At 55.5% G+C, this 17,441-nt stretch carries 17 protein-coding genes; 11 read left to right on the forward strand and 6 right to left on the reverse strand.

Translation table 11 applies throughout. The annotated features are described in order from the left end of the window. The first annotated feature begins 296 nt into the window (after window positions 1-296). The 3 genes from gap (at window position 297) to tpiA (ending at window position 3,370) form a co-directional block, all read left to right on the forward strand. A complete protein-coding gene (gap, locus tag HMPREF0573_RS07860) occupies window positions 297-1,304 on the forward strand; it encodes a type I glyceraldehyde-3-phosphate dehydrogenase (protein ID WP_169756403.1) in 1,008 nt (335 codons plus the stop codon). Window positions 1,305-1,397: 93 nt separating this feature from the next. Next, window positions 1,398-2,591: a phosphoglycerate kinase gene (locus HMPREF0573_RS07865; protein WP_004006895.1), complete on the forward strand. Its 1,194-nt coding sequence runs from the start codon at window positions 1,398-1,400 to the stop codon at window positions 2,589-2,591. 2 nt (window positions 2,592-2,593) lie between these two features. Continuing rightward, on the forward strand, window positions 2,594-3,370 hold the full coding sequence (tpiA, locus tag HMPREF0573_RS07870; RefSeq protein ID WP_004010716.1) for a triose-phosphate isomerase: 777 nt from the start codon (window positions 2,594-2,596) through the stop codon (window positions 3,368-3,370). Between the two features lie 111 nt (window positions 3,371-3,481). On the opposite strand, the gene HMPREF0573_RS07875 is transcribed toward tpiA, so the two are convergent. The 3 genes from HMPREF0573_RS07875 to HMPREF0573_RS07885 all read right to left on the reverse strand — a co-directional run bounded on the left by HMPREF0573_RS07875 (window position 3,482) and on the right by HMPREF0573_RS07885 (window position 6,094). Further along, on the reverse strand, window positions 3,482-4,933 hold the full coding sequence (locus HMPREF0573_RS07875; protein WP_236585873.1) for a hypothetical protein: 1,452 nt from the start codon (window positions 4,931-4,933) through the stop codon (window positions 3,482-3,484). Window positions 4,934-5,123: 190 nt separating this feature from the next. Beyond that, window positions 5,124-5,618 carry a fluoride efflux transporter FluC gene (locus HMPREF0573_RS07880; protein WP_013189506.1) on the reverse strand — a complete coding sequence of 165 codons (495 nt, stop codon included), beginning with the start codon at window positions 5,616-5,618 and terminating at the stop codon, window positions 5,124-5,126. After that, on the reverse strand, window positions 5,615-6,094 hold the full coding sequence (locus HMPREF0573_RS07885) for a fluoride efflux transporter FluC (protein WP_236589615.1): 480 nt from the start codon (window positions 6,092-6,094) through the stop codon (window positions 5,615-5,617). The genes HMPREF0573_RS07880 and HMPREF0573_RS07885 overlap by 4 nt, the downstream gene beginning before the upstream one ends. A 74-nt stretch (window positions 6,095-6,168) precedes the next feature. Between HMPREF0573_RS07885 and secG the strand changes: the two genes are divergently transcribed. After that, on the forward strand, window positions 6,169-6,516 hold the full coding sequence (secG, locus tag HMPREF0573_RS07890; protein WP_004006890.1) for a preprotein translocase subunit SecG: 348 nt from the start codon (window positions 6,169-6,171) through the stop codon (window positions 6,514-6,516). A 71-nt stretch (window positions 6,517-6,587) separates the two neighbouring features. Here the strand turns inward: secG and tkt are convergent, their stop codons facing one another. After that, window positions 6,588-8,669 carry a transketolase gene (gene tkt / locus HMPREF0573_RS07895; protein WP_013189508.1) on the reverse strand — a complete coding sequence of 694 codons (2,082 nt, stop codon included), beginning with the start codon at window positions 8,667-8,669 and terminating at the stop codon, window positions 6,588-6,590. A gap of 96 nt (window positions 8,670-8,765) precedes the next feature. On the opposite strand from tkt, the gene HMPREF0573_RS07900 reads away from it, so the two are divergent. After that, on the forward strand, window positions 8,766-9,722 hold the full coding sequence (locus tag HMPREF0573_RS07900; RefSeq protein WP_041798046.1) for a tyrosine recombinase: 957 nt from the start codon (window positions 8,766-8,768) through the stop codon (window positions 9,720-9,722). A 720-nt stretch (window positions 9,723-10,442) separates the two neighbouring features. Here the strand turns inward: HMPREF0573_RS07900 and HMPREF0573_RS09820 are convergent. Both HMPREF0573_RS09820 and HMPREF0573_RS09645 read right to left on the reverse strand, forming a co-directional pair. After that, window positions 10,443-10,655, reverse strand: coding sequence for a PIN domain-containing protein (locus tag HMPREF0573_RS09820; protein ID WP_172460971.1), 213 nt, complete (start codon window positions 10,653-10,655; stop codon window positions 10,443-10,445). A 90-nt stretch (window positions 10,656-10,745) separates the two neighbouring features. After that, window positions 10,746-11,012 carry a hypothetical protein gene (locus HMPREF0573_RS09645; RefSeq protein WP_236589614.1) on the reverse strand — a complete coding sequence of 89 codons (267 nt, stop codon included), beginning with the start codon at window positions 11,010-11,012 and terminating at the stop codon, window positions 10,746-10,748. A gap of 127 nt (window positions 11,013-11,139) precedes the next feature. Between HMPREF0573_RS09645 and HMPREF0573_RS07910 the strand changes: the two genes are divergently transcribed. The 6 genes from HMPREF0573_RS07910 (at window position 11,140) to HMPREF0573_RS07935 (ending at window position 17,382) form a co-directional block, all read left to right on the forward strand. Beyond that, window positions 11,140-12,681 carry a cell wall-binding repeat-containing protein gene (locus tag HMPREF0573_RS07910; RefSeq protein WP_013189510.1) on the forward strand — a complete coding sequence of 514 codons (1,542 nt, stop codon included), beginning with the start codon at window positions 11,140-11,142 and terminating at the stop codon, window positions 12,679-12,681. A 333-nt stretch (window positions 12,682-13,014) separates the two neighbouring features. Beyond that, window positions 13,015-13,857, forward strand: coding sequence for a ParA family protein (locus HMPREF0573_RS07915; protein WP_013189511.1), 843 nt, complete (start codon window positions 13,015-13,017; stop codon window positions 13,855-13,857). After that, a complete protein-coding gene (locus tag HMPREF0573_RS07920) occupies window positions 13,847-14,689 on the forward strand; it encodes a segregation and condensation protein A (protein WP_004010711.1) in 843 nt (280 codons plus the stop codon). Before HMPREF0573_RS07915 ends, HMPREF0573_RS07920 begins: the two co-directional genes overlap by 11 nt. Next, entirely contained in the window at window positions 14,680-15,348 is a 669-nt protein-coding gene (gene scpB, locus HMPREF0573_RS07925; protein WP_004006881.1) for an SMC-Scp complex subunit ScpB, read from the forward strand. The genes HMPREF0573_RS07920 and scpB overlap by 10 nt, the downstream gene beginning before the upstream one ends. Beyond that, on the forward strand, window positions 15,320-16,156 hold the full coding sequence (locus HMPREF0573_RS07930) for a pseudouridine synthase (protein WP_004006880.1): 837 nt from the start codon (window positions 15,320-15,322) through the stop codon (window positions 16,154-16,156). Before scpB ends, HMPREF0573_RS07930 begins: the two co-directional genes overlap by 29 nt. Further along, complete coding sequence (locus HMPREF0573_RS07935; protein ID WP_013189512.1) at window positions 16,153-17,382, forward strand: prephenate dehydrogenase; 1,230 nt, start codon at window positions 16,153-16,155, stop codon at window positions 17,380-17,382. The genes HMPREF0573_RS07930 and HMPREF0573_RS07935 overlap by 4 nt, the downstream gene beginning before the upstream one ends. Window positions 17,383-17,441 lie beyond the last annotated feature (59 nt).

Below are 17,441 nucleotides of genomic sequence, written 5' to 3' on the forward strand. Positions count from 1 at the left end.
CTTTTTAGGTTGGTTTGCGGTTTTATCTCCATGCCCAGCAGTACCGGCTGATGTGCCGCGAATCATCGAAAGAGGGCGTCACGAATTAATAAAACATGTTTTTTGTGCAGGTTCTGGCGCAAAAGAGTGAAATTAACCAGAAATTAACCGCGATTTTTGATGATTTATAGGGGCGTTTCGGGTAGGTTTTAAGGGCTGGTCGACATTTTGACCGGGTTCCGCAGTGCATTCACTGCTGGGATTAATATCTAAAGGACCTACATGTGCACGAGAGATTGCACAAGATGGAGGAAACTGTGACTGTCCGTGTTGGTATTAATGGCTTTGGCCGTATTGGTCGTAACTTCTTCCGCGCTGCCCTGGAGCAGGGCGCGGACATCGAGATTGTTGGCGTGAACGATTTGACCGACAACCACACCCTGTCTCACCTGTTGAAATACGATTCGGTGACCGGTCGCCTGGGCAAGGACGTCACCTATGATGACGATTCCATCACCGTTGACGGCAAGAAGTTCGCGGCTATGGCTGAGCGCGATCCTTCGAAGTTGCCCTGGGGCGATTTGGGCGCGGACATCGTGATTGAATCCACCGGTTTCTTTACCGATGGTGACGCGGCTCGTGCGCACATCAATGCTGGCGCCAAGAAGGTCATTATTTCTGCTCCTGCCAAGGGCAATGTGGATGCGACTTTCGTCATGGGCGTGAACCACGAAACTTACGATCCGGCAAAGCATAACGTGGTTTCTAACGCTTCTTGCACCACGAACTGCCTGGCTCCGATGGCTAAGGTCCTGGACGATGAGTTCGGTATTGAATACGGCTTGATGACCACCATCCACGCCTACACCGGTGACCAGCGCATTCACGACGCTCCGCACAAGGACCTGCGTCGCGCCCGCGCTGCGGCTCAAAACATTGTTCCGACCTCTACCGGTGCTGCCCGTGCGGTTGCCCTTGTGCTTCCCCAGTTGAAGGGCAAGCTCGACGGTTACGCCCTGCGCGTGCCGGTAATCACCGGTTCTGTTACCGATTTGAGCTTTATCCCGAAGAAGTCTTGCTCCATTGATGACATCAATGCCGCTATGAAGGCTGCCGCTGAGGGCTCGTTGAAGGGCATTTTGGATTACAACGACGATGGCATCGTCTCCACCGACATCGTTACCGATCCGCACTCCTCGATTTACGATGCTCCTCTGACCAAGCAGATTGACAACATGATTAAGTGTGTGTCCTGGTACGACAACGAATGGGGCTACTCCAACCGCGTGGTCGACCTGGTCATGTTCATGGGCAAGCAGCTCTAATTTTGGGGTCTTGAGTTGAGATAGGACGCCTGCATTTCTCTGTGACTTGCGGGCGTCCTTTCGCATCCTCAGAGTGTATAAGGAAGGAAAAATATGCTGAAAACTATTGATTCCTTGGGAGATTTGAACGGTAAGCGCGTTTTGGTGCGCTGCGACTTTAATGTGCCCCTCAAGGAAGGCAAGATTACTGACGATGGGCGTATTCGCGCGGCTCTGCCCACCTTGCAAAAGTTGCTGGACAGTGGCGCCAAAGTCATCACTATGGCGCACTTGGGGCGTCCCAAAGGTCAGGTCATGCCCGAATTTTCTCTGGCTCCGGTGGTGCAGCGACTCGCTGAGTTGATTGGGGTCAAAGTCACTTTAGCCCAGGACACGACCGGTGCGGACGCGAAAGCAAAAGCTGAGGCCCTCGCGACCGGTGAAATCTTGATGTTGGAAAATGTCCGCTTTGACCCTCGTGAAACCTCGAAAGATGACGCTGAACGTGCTGCTTTTGCCGCGGAAATGGCGGCGTTGGCTGACTGCTATGTGTCCGATGGCTTCGGGGTAGTACACCGCAAGCAAACCTCGGTCTATGACGTGGCGAAACTGCTGCCCGCAGCAGCCGGTTTCCTGGTGTTAAAAGAGATTGAATCGCTGCGTAAAGCTACCGACAACCCGGAACGCCCCTACACGGTAGTGCTGGGAGGCTCGAAAGTTTCCGATAAGCTCGGCGTTATCGCGAATCTGTTGACGAAAGCTGACTCCCTGCTGATTGGGGGAGGAATGACCTACACTTTCCTGGCGGCACAAGGATATGCGGTAGGCAAGTCCCTGCTGGAAGCTGACCAGATTGACACCGTGAAAAGCTACCTGGACCAGGCAAAACAAAACGGGGTTGAACTGGTGTTGCCGGTTGACGTTGTGGTGACGCCCGAGTTTAAACCTGATGGGCCAACCACCGTAGTGGCTGCTGATGCTATCCCTGAAGACCAGATGGGGCTGGATATTGGACCGAAATCGCGCGAACTCTTTGCTGCCAAGATTGCTGAATCAAAGACCGTCGCGTGGAACGGACCGATGGGCGTGTTTGAGTTCCCGGCATTCGCGGGTGGTACCAAAGCGGTAGCAAAGGCAATGCAGGACGGCACGGCCTTTAGCATCGTTGGCGGCGGAGACTCCGCGGCGGCGGTGCGCCAACTGGGCTTTGATGAGTCCAAGTTCAGCCACATCTCTACCGGTGGTGGAGCATCACTAGAATTGTTGGAGGGCAAAGTCTTGCCCGGTATTGAAGTATTGGAGGCCTAAGCATGGCACGTATTCCCCTGATGGCAGGCAACTGGAAGATGAACCTCGACCACCTCGAGGCAATTCAGTTGGTCAATCAGCTGAACCTTGATCTGCAAGATCATCGTCACGACTTTAGCAAAGTAGAGGTGGCAGTCATTCCGCCGTTTACCGACATTCGTTCGGTGCAAACCACCATCGACGGCGACGACATGAAAATTAAGTATGGCGCTCAAGACGTCTCCACTCACGACAACGGTGCCTACACCGGCGAAGTGTCCACCGCGATGCTGACCAAGCTGGGCTGCACCTACGTGGTAGTGGGGCACTCGGAACGCCGCGAATATCACCAGGAAAGCGACGCCGTCGTTAATGAAAAGGCGCGCAAGGTTCTGGCGGCAGGTATGGTGCCGATTATTTGCTGTGGCGAGGCTTTGGAGGTGCGCAAGGCAGGAAAGCACGTCGAGCACGTTCTGGCACAGATTGCAGCGGCTTTTGACGCTATTCCCACCCCGGACGCAGCCAAGTGTGTGGTCGCCTACGAACCTATCTGGGCGATTGGCACGGGCGAGACCGCGACCCCGGAAAACGCCGAGGAAGTTTGTGGGGCTATCCGAGCCAAGCTGGCGGAGCTGTACGGTCAGGAAACCGCTGATGGAATCCGCGTCCTCTACGGCGGCTCGGTCAAGTCCGCGAACGTGGCGGAGCTCATGGCTCAGCCCAACGTGGACGGAGGTCTGGTTGGCGGCGCTTCTCTGAAAGCCGAAGAATTTGGCAAGATTTGTCGCCTCGGTGAGTAACGCCACCGGCAGGACACCCTAAATTTTCCCGGGGAGGTTATTGATAATCAGTAGCCTCCCCGGAAAAGTATTTATGACTCTGTGCCAGGCATCACCGCCTGAGCGGCAAAACTATTTAGAGTATTTCAGATTCAGTCTCTTAACCTCGTCGGCTTTGCCTAGTTTGAACAGGGCGTGAGCAAGCTCATTTTGGGTTATCTCATTGCCAACTACCATGTGAGGAAGGTATTTCTGGGTAATTAACGCCTTTCGTTCATCAGCTGTCAACTTTTGTGGAGCGCGATCCTTAGGGATTCCCGTGCTCGCTTCGTCATCATTAGACCATTGCAACAGGTTCAATATGGTCAGATTCTTGGGGTTGTTGAGCGGCTCGAACCTGAACCCATAAAAGTTTTTAGTCGCCAGAGCTTTCGCGAATGCGTCGACTTTCTTAAAAGCGTTTTTTGTCCCCAGAGTTTCAGCATCGTGATACATGACTCCGAGCAAAGACTTTTGAGAATCGGACAGTTTATCGGCAAATAGCGCTAGGCGTGGAGCATATTTCTCAAAGGTCTTGGTCCCCGCAGCGAGAACCTTTGGGTCCAATTTATCCGCGACTTTTTTCATTGACTCGTCCACAGCTGGGCTTTGGTCATATTCGAGATCACTATGTCTCTTGTGTACGCTCGCTGCTTCATCGAATCGGCTCAAAATGGCTTTGAGACCGTCAGAGAATTTGTCAACTGCCGAGGTATCCTCCATATCGACAATAAAGCTTTCCCAATCATGTTGAAAGGCTTTAAGGTCTAGACGTTGCAAATCCGAATTTTGAGCTGCTCTTTGATCGTTAATCGCCCGTACGGAACGTTGCCCTTCCTCGGTTCCTTTCATAGCCCAACGAGTAAACCCTTTATCGATTATCGCACTGGAAAAATCCTCCAGCTTTCGGTAAAAAGAGCGCCCCGCAAAATCAGAAGAGGCTAAGAATCGACCATTAGGGACCGAACTGTCGTTTTTGCCAGACGGCACGGACTCGCCCCCGGACTTCATGACCTGAGAGAACATTTCTTTGATATCAGCCTTAATGCCGCGTTCTTCAGAGCTTGAAAGCCAGAGTTTTTCGCTTCCTTTATAGCCTCGCACCCAGCCAGATTGCACCAAATCTGCATCCCCAGCTGAGACAATAGAAGCTGCATTACTAATCAGCGCCACACAGTCATCAGCAAAGGCTGAAACTCGATCTCGCATCGCGGTATCGAGAGCGTCAATCAACTTCGCTTGATTGGCTTTGTAGGTTTCATCAGTTTGTCCAGCCTTAATTATTAAATCGCGTCGCCGAACATATTCTTTTGCGAAAGCGTTTAAAGAATTATCGGCACGGCGCAGAATGTTGTCTACGCTCGAAAAGTCCTTGAAAGCTGCTGCTGCCAATTTAGCGGCATCACTAATTTCTATATTGTCAGTAATCAGTGAACCCAGATTTAGACTATCGACCTTGAAACTCGGTGCTGAGTTTATCTGGGTGGAATTAACCATCAAATAATCTGGGGGAGGAGTATGAGTTCTAATGCTAAAAACGTCCATGTTAACTTCCCTCACTTTCGCTTCATCTTGTACAGAGCGCGATGGCGCAATTTTACGTCTAGATTCCGCAAAAGTACAGGTTTTTTATGTGCTTAGATGTGACATACTCCGGCGCGCAGATGCCTGACCCCCAGCCCACCAGAAGTCCTCTTGGTGCCGTGTTAGACCCTGCGTTTTTTCGCTGGCATCACTAGGAATGCAGGTTCGGCAGGACGAAAACGCCGGTGTTCAGCGCCACGCCCGCCAGCGCCGCGCCGATACAGACAAAAATGACCACTCCTATCAGTAACGTGGCTTTCACGGCGTACCCAAAGTTAAACTGAGGCTTCCAGGTATAGCCGATAGTGTCCATGATGGCGGTGGAAAAGGTCGTGTAGGCACCCAGGAAACCGGCTTGCAGCACGTCCGCCACCGTGTGCGTGGGCAGCTGCGCTTGCAAAGGTCCACTCATGACAACATCGAGCCACGGCGCGGTCGCGACCCAGCCCACCAGGAAACACCCCGTGACGTTAACGAAAATAATTCCCCAGCCACCCCACAAGCGCTTTCCGGTCACGGTTTCACTGGGGTGTTTGGTGCTGCGTCGGTCGCGTAACTTGTCGATAAAGTGCGTGGTCATCTTATCCATGCCAAAGCGGGCAATGGCGCCCAGTCCTCCACCGAGAGCTATCAACAGGGGAATCATGCCAACCTCCCGTCATCGCCAGACACGAAAGCCCGCCGAGTCCCCAGCCACAGCGCAAATAGCCCGAGCGGCAGAGACACAGCAAACATCGCCAATAATTCCAGCAGGTGACTCAAATGAAACTGCTGATAGACCACTATCTGCCAGACTGGACCCCCGTATGTTCCCAGACCTCCGCAAAAACCCGTGCCGATTGACAATTTCAGGGCTTGGGAATGACGCCGATGTGGATTGGACACTAAACGACCCGTTAAATATGCCAGTACCAGCACCGACAGCAGGTTCAATATCCAGGTGTCGATGTTGACTCCGCCGCCCCCGACAATGCTTTGACACATTCCCCGGCATATTGGCGACGTGGCGACACTGTGAGCCGCCAAAGACCCACCCCATCGCAGCATCGCGCCTAGTGCCCCGCCGATAAAGACAGCGATAGTGGCATTGAGAGCCGATAAATCTTTGGGTGTTGCGGGCACGAAACTATCTTAATACCTGGGTCGTGGTATCATTGCAAGGCTGAGTTCATGAACTGATAAACGCAGAGGAAAACATGTTATTTGCTTTCAACATTGTGGCGCAGGTGCTTTTGGTCATTACTTCGCTGCTGCTGATATTGTCCATTTTGATGCATAAGGGTCAAGGTGGTGGCATGTCCGATATGTTCGGCGGCGGCTTGACCTCGGCAATGTCCTCTTCTGGTGTGGGTCAGCGCAATCTGAATATTTTGACCGTTGTGGTGTCCCTAGTGTGGCTTTTTGCCATCGTGCTGTTTGCATTCACTATGGATAAACCGGCAGCGCCCGACGCCAAAGGAAACCACGCGCCTACCGCGCCGGTTACGGCTCCTGCCAACCCGACTCCGGCATTGCCGACCAGTCCCGCTCCGGCTCAAAAGTAAGTCACGTTTAAACTTAAAAGTGGAAGCCCCGGAATATATCCGGGGCTTCCACTGGTTTCTGGGACCTTTGCTTAGGCTTTAACCAAGCTCTCTTTGGCTTTCGCGACTACGTTTTCCACGGTGAACCCGAAGTGGGCAAAGTTATCCGCACCACTTGCCGGGGTACCAAACGTTTCCACCGAGACGGCTGTCCCCGCGTCGCCCAGATAGCGATACCACGGCATCGCCAGTCCAGCCTCGATGGACACCCGGGCTCGGATTGACGTCGGCAAAACCGATTCCCGATAAGCTGCGTCCTGTTCCTCGAACCACTCCAGGCAAGGCAGAGAAACCACTCGTGCCACCACGCCTTCCTCCGCTAGCTTCTCGCCAGCCTGCAGAGCCAGAGCGACCTCGGAACCGGTCGCCAGCAAAATGACCGCGGGATTGTCCCCAAAGTCTTTCAGCACGTAACCACCGCGCGCCACATTTTTTGCACTCGCCAAGCCGGTGTCTGCCCCGCGGGCAGGATTGGGCAGCTTTTGACGGCTCAGCGCCAACCCTGCCGGACCGCGTCGCCGCATGATTTCTAACCAGGCATACGCGGTTTCCGCGCCGTCCGCAGGACGTACCACCGCCAGGTTCGGAATAGCGCGCAAGCTGGTCAGCGTCTCTACCGGCTGGTGAGTCGGCCCATCCTCACCGACCCCGATAGAATCGTGGGTCCATACGTAAGTGACCGGCAGCTTCATCAACGCCGAGAGGCGCACCGCCCCGCGCATAAAGTCTGAGAATACCAGGAAAGTACCCGCGTAGGGACGGGTCAAACCGCTGGTAGCGATGCCGTTGAGAATCCCTGCCATAGCGTGCTCGCGCACCCCAAAATGCAGATTACGCCCCCATTCGCTAACGTTCGTCCACGCCTTCGTGGCGCGGTCGGCAGGAGCAAAAGACGACTCGTCAGCAATGGCAGTGTTATTGGAACCTGCCAAGTCCGCGCTGCCGCCCCACAACTCGGGCAGCACGCCTGCCAAAGCGTTGATGACTTTGCCGGAGGCGGCGCGGGTGGCGATTGCGCTGCCGGGCTCGAACTGCGGCAGTGCTGATTCCACGTCGGCGGGCAACTTCCCATCCTGTAGACGCTTCAGCAAGGCAGCCTGCTGCGGGTGGGATTGCTGCCAGGTGGCAAAGCGCGGGTCCCATTCGGAGCGGAATGCCTGTGCCCGTTTCGCGACGTTTTCCCTGGTCGCGGCAACAATTTCGGCAGGAATGTCGAACATCTTTGTGGGGTCCAGCCCCAGCGCGGCCTTAAGACCCTCCAGCTCTGAAGCGCCCAGAGCGGAGCCGTGAATGCCCCCCTGGTTCTGTTTGTTCGGCGACGGCCAGCCAATAATGGTACGCAACTTAATGATTGAGGGTTTGCGCGTTTCGGCTTTTGCATTCTCGAAAGCGGCAAACAGAGCCTCCAGGTTTTCCACGTAAGACCCGTCGTCTTGCAACCAGGACACTTCTTGGTAGTGCCAACCCTGAGATTCAAACCGGGCGCGAATATCCTCAGTGAAAGCAATCTCAATATCGTCCTCAATAGAAATCCGGTTTTCATCATACAGATAGATGAGGTTTCCGAGTTCCTGAGTACCCGCCAGGGACATCGCCTCGTAACTGATGCCTTCTTGCAGACAGCCGTCTCCGGATACCACATAAATATGATGGTCAAAGGGGCTTTCGCCGGGTGCTGCGTCTGGGTCCAGCAGTCCGCGCAAGCGTCGCTGTTCCATAGCCATCCCGACCGCTGCCGCTATGCCGGTGCCCAAAGGTCCGGTGGTCACTTCCACACCCGGCTGGTGACGGTATTCAGGATGACCGGTCAACAGCCCGCCCGATTGACGGAACCGTTTCAGATCCTCCAGCTCTATCCCGTAGCCAGCCAGAAACAGCTGGACATACTGCAGTGCCGAGGCGTGCCCGGCACTCAAAACGAAACGATCTCGACCCAACCACCAGGGGTCTGCCGGGTCACTGCGCATCACATATTGATAGAGCAGGTAAGCAGCGGGGGCTAAAGAGATCGGGGTTCCCGGATGCCCATTACCGGCGTTTTCCACTGCGTCTGCCGCCAGAGCTTTGGCAGCTTTAATAGCTTGTTTGTCTAGCTCACTTGCCACAAAAGACATAACTCATCACCTAAAATATCGGAAAGTTGGATAGATACTCGCGGAATTTGTCCCACCACTCGATACTATAAAAAAACCGGGCGAAAGGGGGAATACATGGGCTCACGACCTGCCCCCGATTTCATGTGTCCCGAACTGTTGAATCCCCAACCCTACCTGGACTATCTGGTGGTGGAGCGCGGTGCCTCCCCGCATACCGTGGCGGCATATACCAGGGATTTGCGTCGTTACATCACGTTCCTGATTGCTAACGGTGTCAACAGTCTCGATGAAGTCACCTTGCCGTTATTAGAGTCGTTTGCGCGAGCCCTAGAAGCGGGTTTTGGTGACTATGCCGCGGTGGCTCCCTCCTCGGCGCGCCGTGCCATCGCCAGTGTGCGTTCCTGGCATCGCTATGCTTATGAAACCGGGGCTGTCCGCGCTAACCCAACGAAAGGTATCGCACCAGCCAAAGTCGGCGCTCATCTGCCCACGGTGTTGACGGTGGAAGAAGTCCAAACGTTGCTGGAGGCCGCGAGCGCGCCCGGTGACGACAATGCGCTGCGAGATCGGGCGTTGTTGGAATTTCTCTATGCGACGGGAGCCCGAATTTCTGAGGCGGTTAATCTGGCGGTGGATGATATTAATCTCGATGAAGAAATTCCGCTGGTACGTCTGTTTGGCAAGGGTCGTAAGGAACGCCTGTCCATGTTGGGTCACCTCGCCAAAGATGCCCTGGAAGCATACCTGGTGCGGGTGCGTCCGCGTTTGGCAGAAAAAGGTCGTTCACAAGGGCGGGTCTTTTTGAATACTCTGGGGCGACCCCTCAGTCGGCAAAGTGCCTGGGCGATCATCCAAGCCGCGGCGCAGCGCGCTCAGATTACCGTTCCGGTTGGCCCACATACTCTGCGACACTGCTTTGCTACGCACCTGTTGCAAGGTGGCGCGGACGTCCGCGCGGTACAGGAATTGCTCGGTCACGCCTCGGTCACCACCACTCAGATTTATACGAAAGTCTCGAACGACATGCTCCGGGAAGTCTACGCTTCGGCACATCCGCGTGCGCGATGGTGAAGTATCGGTCTTCGTTGGGCGCTTCGTCGCGGGGGCGCTCGCGAGAGGCGGAAGGGGGAGTACCCCCTCGCGTTTTGCGCGACTATTGTCGCAAAACTCTCACCCCCCAGCCTCTCGCTGAGTCGCCCCCTTGCTCCGGTCGCGCCCAGCATCCTGGTTCGGCTTGCGTTCATGGTGCGTAATACAGTGAGTCTGGTTTGGTGTGTCCGGTGCGTGAATGACCGATTTCGGTTCGGTTTGGCGCAACTCAATCACTTCGGAAACGTGTCTACCAGGGGTTTTAGAAATTCTTGGTGGGGTAATGGCGTGTTTTTTTGGTTTGAAATCGGTCGTTCGTGCATATGCCCTCTGCCGAGGTATCGCTTTTAGTGGAGGCGCTGAGTCGCCTCCCTTGCTCTGGTCGCGCCCGACACCAAGTTTGCTTGCGTTGGGTGATAAAGGGTGGGATTTGGGCTGTAGCTGCCAATAATGGCAGCTACAGCCCAAATCCCCCTAGTTATCTACACTGACGGTGCCCTGAGCTTCTCGAAGTAACTGGGATAAAAACTATTTATAACGCGTAGGTATGTCATATATGGCACACCGACGCAAATTAATAGGGTTGAGCCTGCCGGTCGGAAACCTCGGGGCGTAAACCTGGGTGAAAACAGTGCGCACTGAACCAGTCGGCGCATTGCCGTCGGGAGTAATGAAAACGCCGCGACAAAGGTTCTGAGCCGTCTATTGAATCAGAAATGTTGCGTCTGGGCGTAGGGAGGCAATACCTTGGTCGAAAGTTGCCAGCAAGGCATCGTGATGCTGTGCGAGCTCGGTCAAGTAAACATCGGTAACTTGGCGGTGTCCCTGAACTCCTGTCCAGTCGGCATTGTCGTAGTGTAGGTCGTCAGGGATTCTCTGCACTTTGGGAATAGCGCGCCCTCCGTGATGGGACACAGCAGGACTGTATCCGCCTGTGCAAACCAGCGCAGAACCACATCGTGATGTTGGTGGGTGCTGACATTGAAAGCAATCAGCGCATTGGCGTCAATCAGGTAGTTCGTCATCTTCGTCCTGCGCTAGGAATGCCTTGACTTCCGCAGAAGTTACCGTGCGCCCCAGGGAAAGCGATGACCATCCGGTATTGGGGTCTTTCACGACCCTAAACGGGGGAGGCGTTGGGGTGAATCGCACGGAGGCGATGCCCTCACGGATAAAACTGGCGGCTAAGTAGCTGGAGTCGACACCGCGTGCAGAAGCGATTTGGCTAACTTTCTCTGCCAAGTCAGGAGGTAATTCCACGGTTGTACTCATGTGTTAATTATCGCAAACACGGGTTTATCGCACAAGGGTGGTGTTCGCTGGTGGTGAACAGCGTGCGGGGGGGGGGTATTTTTTAGCATTTTGTTGCCCAGTTTTTTTCTAATGTTAGGAGTTTGATATGGGTGTGAAGAGATGTTTGGTGGGGCTGGTTGCGGCTGGTTCTATGTTTGGTTTGGCTGGTGTGTCTAGCGTGCCGGCGGTGGCTGGTGAGTTGGCGCATGAGCGTTTGGCTGGCTCGTCTGGGGTGGAGACGTCCCTGGCGGTGGCGAAGCATACGTGGGGGGCTGATTGGAAGGTGGTGTATGTGGCTTCTAATCGTAACCCGGTGGATGCCCTGCCGGCGGCGACTATTGGGGATGGCCCGGTGGTGTTGACTGATGGTAAGGGTCTGAATCTGGGTGGGGTGAAGCCCGGCAAGATTATCATTCTTGGTGGTGTTGGTGCGGTGCCGCAGGCTATCGAGGACCAAGCGAAAGCTACAGGTGCCGAGGTGGTTCGCCTGGCGGGGGCTGATCGTAATGCTACGGCGGTGGCTATCGCGAAACAGTGGATGAAAGTCAACGGCACCCCAAAGAACGTTTACATCACCAAGAATACGGGTTCGGGTTCCCCTGACGCGGTCGCGGCTAGTGTGCTGCGTGATGGTCCGATTTTGACGTTTACGTCTGATGCGTCGGCGGCAGCCTTGCCCGGGGTCGTCTCCGAACTGAAAGCCCCCAAGGTTACTGCCCTGGGTGGCGGGGCTGTAGTGCCGGATACCATTCTCAACACGGCTGCTGGTGGTAAAGCGATGGCTCGTTTGGCGGGGGTGAACCGGTATGAGACCGCGTTCGCGATTGCTAAATATGCTAAGGCTCAAAAGCCTGGCAGTGTCGTGTACCTGGCATCGGGTACAGCGTTGAAAGACGCGATGGTCGCCGGAGCCGCCAAAGACGGAGTTATCCTGCTCAGCCCATCTAACGGGGAGGGTGTGAAAGCGAAAGCTGACGCCCTGGGTGCTAGCAAGCTGATGATTATCGGCGGGACCGGCGTCATGCCCGATGCTACCGTCAAAGCCGCCATCACCGGCATAATCCCCAAGAAACCATTGGCAGACATGACCCTCGCAGAAATGCGCGCCAACTACCCATTAGCAGGCGAACCCGAGGAGTTACCGCGTGATATCGATATCCCTGCTTCGTATTCGTACTGCCTGGGAGATACTGGTCACGAATTCCGTATGGTCTACGATGCATTTGAGCTGCCGATGTTTTTTCCTGCCGAACCTTACACTGACATGACTCCGCAACGCCTTCTGGATCTATGGCCTTGGAATTTTAAGGATTTGAGCGACGCGCAACGTTGGTTTACTGATCCGAATTACAGAGCTTACGGTGCTGAAACGGATCCTACGGCTATTTACGGCTGGGGAACGTTCTTTGCAGCCAAACCCAACAATAATGACGGGACTGCTAGAGCTTTTTATCCTTCTCAGTGCCGTAAAGGTGCTGAACACCCCGAATGGACCAAACCCTTCCCCCTCGGAAAACGCTTCGAAGTAGGTCTTCCGGGTTTAGCCTATTCCTGTGCCGCTGACAAAACTGGTTTAAAGTGTTTCTATTGGGATGGTAAGAACTCGACCGAAAACAATCCGCACTACTGGTGGGCTGTTGTAAATTAGCCGCATCTGAAACTGGCTGATGGTCAGAAACTCGCATTCCTGACCACGTTGGGGTGTCTGCCACACGGCAGACACCCCTAACGATTTTACAGCCAGATGCCGTCTGGGAACAGTAGCTATGAGCATTGACACCAGATGTTTCCCGATACCGCGGAATTCTTACGAGCTGGATTCCTACGGGAAGGAAGGGATAAAACCGATTCCGATTCAAAAAATTGGGTTCCAGTGAGGGCACGCTGGTAGGAAACCTACTTGCCAGGAACCGGCGGTGAGGTGGTATATCAACGGAACAACTTTGGGTAAACTGGAGAGGTGAATGCTAACCAACCCGCGATGATGCCTGTTCCTGATACAGATAAAGAATTTCCGGTCCCGAAGCCTCTGAAAGGTCACGGTCCGGCGCGGATTATCGCCATGTGTAACCAAAAGGGTGGGGTCGGCAAAACCACGACATCTATTAACTTGGCAGCAGCCCTGGCGGAATACGGTCGCAAAGTCCTGTTGGTCGATTTCGATCCGCAGGGCGCAGCATCGGTCGGTTTGGGAATCAACGGTCACGAGATGGACACGACTATCTATTCCCTCATGGTCGGCCCGCACCGCGACTTGACGACTGCCGATGTCATTCACCACACCAGCACGGAAAATCTGGACATCATTCCGGCTAACATCGACCTTTCCGCTGCAGAGCTGCAATTGGTAAACGAAGTGGCGCGGGAATCTATCCTGGCTAGGGTGCTGCGGGAAGTGGAGTCAGAATATGACGCGATTATCATTGACTGTCAGCCGTCACTAGGTTTGCTTACCGTCAATGCTTTGACGGCGGCTCACGGGGTGATTATTCCGGTATCCACCGAATTCTTCGCCCTGCGTGGGGTGGCGCTGCTGATGGAAACCATTGAAACCGTCCGCGACCGGTTGAACCCGAAACTGCAGTTAGACGGCATTTTGGCGACTTTGGTGGATACGCGAACCCTACATTCCAAGGAAGTTCAGGAACGCCTGGTCGAAGCCTTCCAAGACAAGATGTTCTCCACGGTCATTAAACGCACCGTGAAGTTCCCTGACTCTACCGTAGCGACCCGACCCATCATCGAATTTGCTCCTACCCACGAGGGTGCCCAAGCCTATCGTCGTTTGGCGCGCGAAGTGATAGCCAAGGGCTATGTCGCCTAACCCTGCCTCGAACCTGTCCGACACCGAAACGGACAAACCTCAGGCAGAAACGGGCGTGGACGCGGTGGACACCCCCGCTTTTGAGGTCCATTCACCCGAGTACACCGGTCCGTTTCACTTGCTGGCAGACCTGGTCGCGAAACGCAAACTGGACATCACCGCTTTTGCCCTCGCCGAAGTGACCGCGGATTTCCTCGCTTATCTGGATAAATGGCCCAGCCTGGCAGAAGCTACCGAATTCCTGGTTATCGCGGCAACCCTGTTGGATATTAAAGCCGCGCGTCTCTTGCCGGGCATGGCTGACAGTGAGGAAGACCTGGAACTCCTAGAAGCCCAGGACCTGCTAATTTCCCGGCTCATCCAGTATCAAACCTATAAAGAAGCCTCGAACTTCGTTGAGGAACAGTTGGAGGTATTTCAACTGGTGACGGGGCGTGTACCGGGAGACGAGCCGGCTTTGAAGCACGTCCTGGCAGAACTGAAAACCCAGATAGACCCCGAGGAACTGGCTCGTCGCGCCGCCGGGACTTTGTACGCTCTCCCTCCCCAAGTCTTGGTTGCCCACCTGCACGATCCGCTTGTCTCAGTTCACGAGCAGACCGCGGTACTGACCGAGCGGCTGAAAAAGGCTCACAGCTTGACGTTTAAAGAACTCGTGGCAGATGCCAAAACGTTGCCGGTGGTCATTTCGCGATTCTTAGCGCTGCTGGATATGTATCGCTCCGGGGTATTGAGTTTTACCCAGAAAAATCCTTTGGGTAAGTTAGTTATCACCTGGGTCGGCTCCAGCGAAAACGAAACCGAACCCCAGATTGAGGACGAATGGGAATGAGCGACAACCAAGACTTGTGGGCTGCATTGGAAGCCATTTTGATGATTACAGAAGCGCCGGTGGGCGTGGACATGTTATCCCAAGCCCTGCAAACCCCCGAAACCGAGGTGTACGAAGCCCTGCAGGGGTTAGCGGCGGAATACCGCGGCGCAGGTGGGGATGGAAACTTGTTTAGCCGTCCGCGTGGATTTGAGCTGCGGGAAGTCGGCGGTGGATGGCGCATTTATGTGGCACCCCAGTTTCAGACCTTGGTGCAGCGTTTCGTGACTCTCGGCTCCACCGGTCGACTCTCACAAGCGGCGTTGGAAACTTTGGCGGTGGTGGCTTACAAACAGCCCTGTACTCGTGCCCAAGTCGCTGCCATTCGCGGGGTGAACGTGGATTCCGTGATGCGGAACCTCGCCGCGCGCGGGCTAATTGAGGAATGTGGTCAGACGAACCTCGGAGCTTTGATGTACCGAACCACCGCGGCTTTCTTGGAACAGACCGGGTTGGATAGTCTGGAACAGTTGCCGCCTCTCGCGCCTTACATGCCGGCCAACCCCGATTTATCCCAGGTCCTCGCAGCGGAAACGGCAGACATGCTGTGGGATGCCCAAACTCAACAAAGCGCGGATGGACGCGAAATGAATGAAACAGAAAGCAGAGAAGATGACTGAGAACGAAACCGAAAACACCGTCACCAGTGACAATCCGCCCTTGCCAGAGCTTGACACTACGCCCCAGTCCCGACCGGAATCCACCAGTGAACCCGAGCGTCTCCAAAAGGTACTATCCCGCGCCGGCGTTGCTTCGCGGCGCGCCAGCGAGGACTTAATTGCGCGGGGTCGCGTGCAGATTAACGGCGAAACGGTGCGCGAAATGGGGGTAAAAGTCCTGCCTACGGACCGGATTACAGTGGACGGGCAGCGGATTCATACCGATACGGTCCTGCAGGTCTGGGCTTTTCACAAGCCCGTTGGCACGGTTTCTTCCATGCAGCCTGAGGATGACCGACCCTGCATCGGGGATTGGGTGACGAAGCTGCCCGAGCGAGTCTATAACGTGGGTCGCCTGGATGCCGCCACGGCGGGGTTGCTGTTGCTGACCAACAACGGAGAGCTGGCAAACCGAATCATGCACCCATCTTACGAAGTCCCGAAAACCTATGTCGCGGTGGTGCAAGGTCAGGTCAAGATGGGTCTGGGCAAGGTGTTGCGCCGCGGTGTTGAGCTGGAGGACGGCAAAGTCAAGGTCGATAAATTCAAACTGATCGAAGTGCGGAGGGGCTCGTCGATTGTGCAGCTGACCCTGCATTCGGGCAAGAATCGCGTGGTGCGTCGCCTGCTCTCCGCGGTGGGGCATCCAGTCTCCGCCCTGACCCGCACCGGAATCGCCAACCTAACTTTGGACGGCTTGAAAGAAGGTCAGTTCCGGCTGCTGCACGGCAAAGAGCTGGCAGCCCTGCAAGAAATGGTGGGACTATGAATGAAACCTTGCCGCAATCTGCCCCGCAGCCCGGTGCTGCCGTGGTTGGCACGCAGGGTCCGGTGTTAATTATCGGCGCGGGTTTAATCGGGGGGTCTATCGGTCTGGCGCTGCGTCGCGCGGGTGTGGACGTTTACCTGCGAGATGCTTCCCCCACCGCGATGGCTTTAGGCGAGAGCCTGGGAGCCGGTCGGGTCTGGCAGGAGGGCTTGCCCGCGCCTTCCCTAGTGTTGGTGGCGACCCCTCCTGATGTGACTGCAGAAGTCGTGTTAGGGGCTTTGCGGGAGTTTCCCACGGCTTTCGTGTTTGATGTCAGTTCCGTAAAGAACGCCGTGGTGCACGAGGTCGTGGCGGAGGATGGTGCGATGGCGTCGCGCTATTGTTCAGTACATCCTATGGCGGGCAAGGAAGTGAACGGAGTTGGAGCTGCCACCGCGGACTTATTCGCGGGACGCCCCTGGGTGGTGGTGGCGCATGAGACGACCCGCCCTGACGCAGTGCTAGCAGCACGAACTTTGGGGACGGACTTAGGTGCGTTCATGTTGACTCTGGATGCTGACGAACACGACCGGGCAGTAGCGCTGGTATCGCACGTACCCCAGCTGGTGTCGTCCCTGATGGCGGGGCTGTTAGTGACGGCACCTCCGGCAGCGTTGGAACTGGCGGGAGGCGGCTTACGGGATGTAACGCGCATTGCAGCTTCAGACCCGCGACTCTGGAATGCCATCTTGGCAGGAAACGAAACTGCGGTGCGCGAAATTCTGGTGGAATTGCAGCGCAACTTGCAGGCTCTCATTGCGGGATTGAGCCCAGAAGGTCCTCGCGAACCCGGCAACCCGTACGGTAACCTGGAAGAAATAGTCCTGCCCACCCGACCTTGTGAACCCTCTGAGACTAGCGCGCGCACCGCCTGGAATTCTCCCGCGGTGGGGGCAATCAACACCGTGTTGGTGCGCGGAAACGAGGGCGTGGGACGAATTCCCGGCAAGCACGGTGACGCGGCCTCGAAGTACGGGGTGGTAGCGGTGCTGGTTCCAGACGAACCGGGTTTCTTGGGAGGTTTGTTCAACGATGTGGGCTCCGCCGGCATCAACGTGGAGGATTTCCGCTTGGAACACTCTTTGGGGCAAGCACGCGGTCTCGCCTACCTATATGTGACCCCGGCTTCGGTAGAACCGCTGATGGAGCATCTGGCGCAACAGGGCTGGTCTCTGGCAGAGGTCTGAACCCGGAGTGCCTTTGGCGCCGGATTTTTCGGCAAAAACGGGTCATTACAAGCTCTTTT

Origin of the sequence: Mobiluncus curtisii ATCC 43063, from assembly GCF_000196535.1 — a bacterium.
In the GTDB taxonomy this organism is placed as follows: Bacteria; Actinomycetota; Actinomycetes; order Actinomycetales; family Actinomycetaceae; genus Mobiluncus; species Mobiluncus curtisii.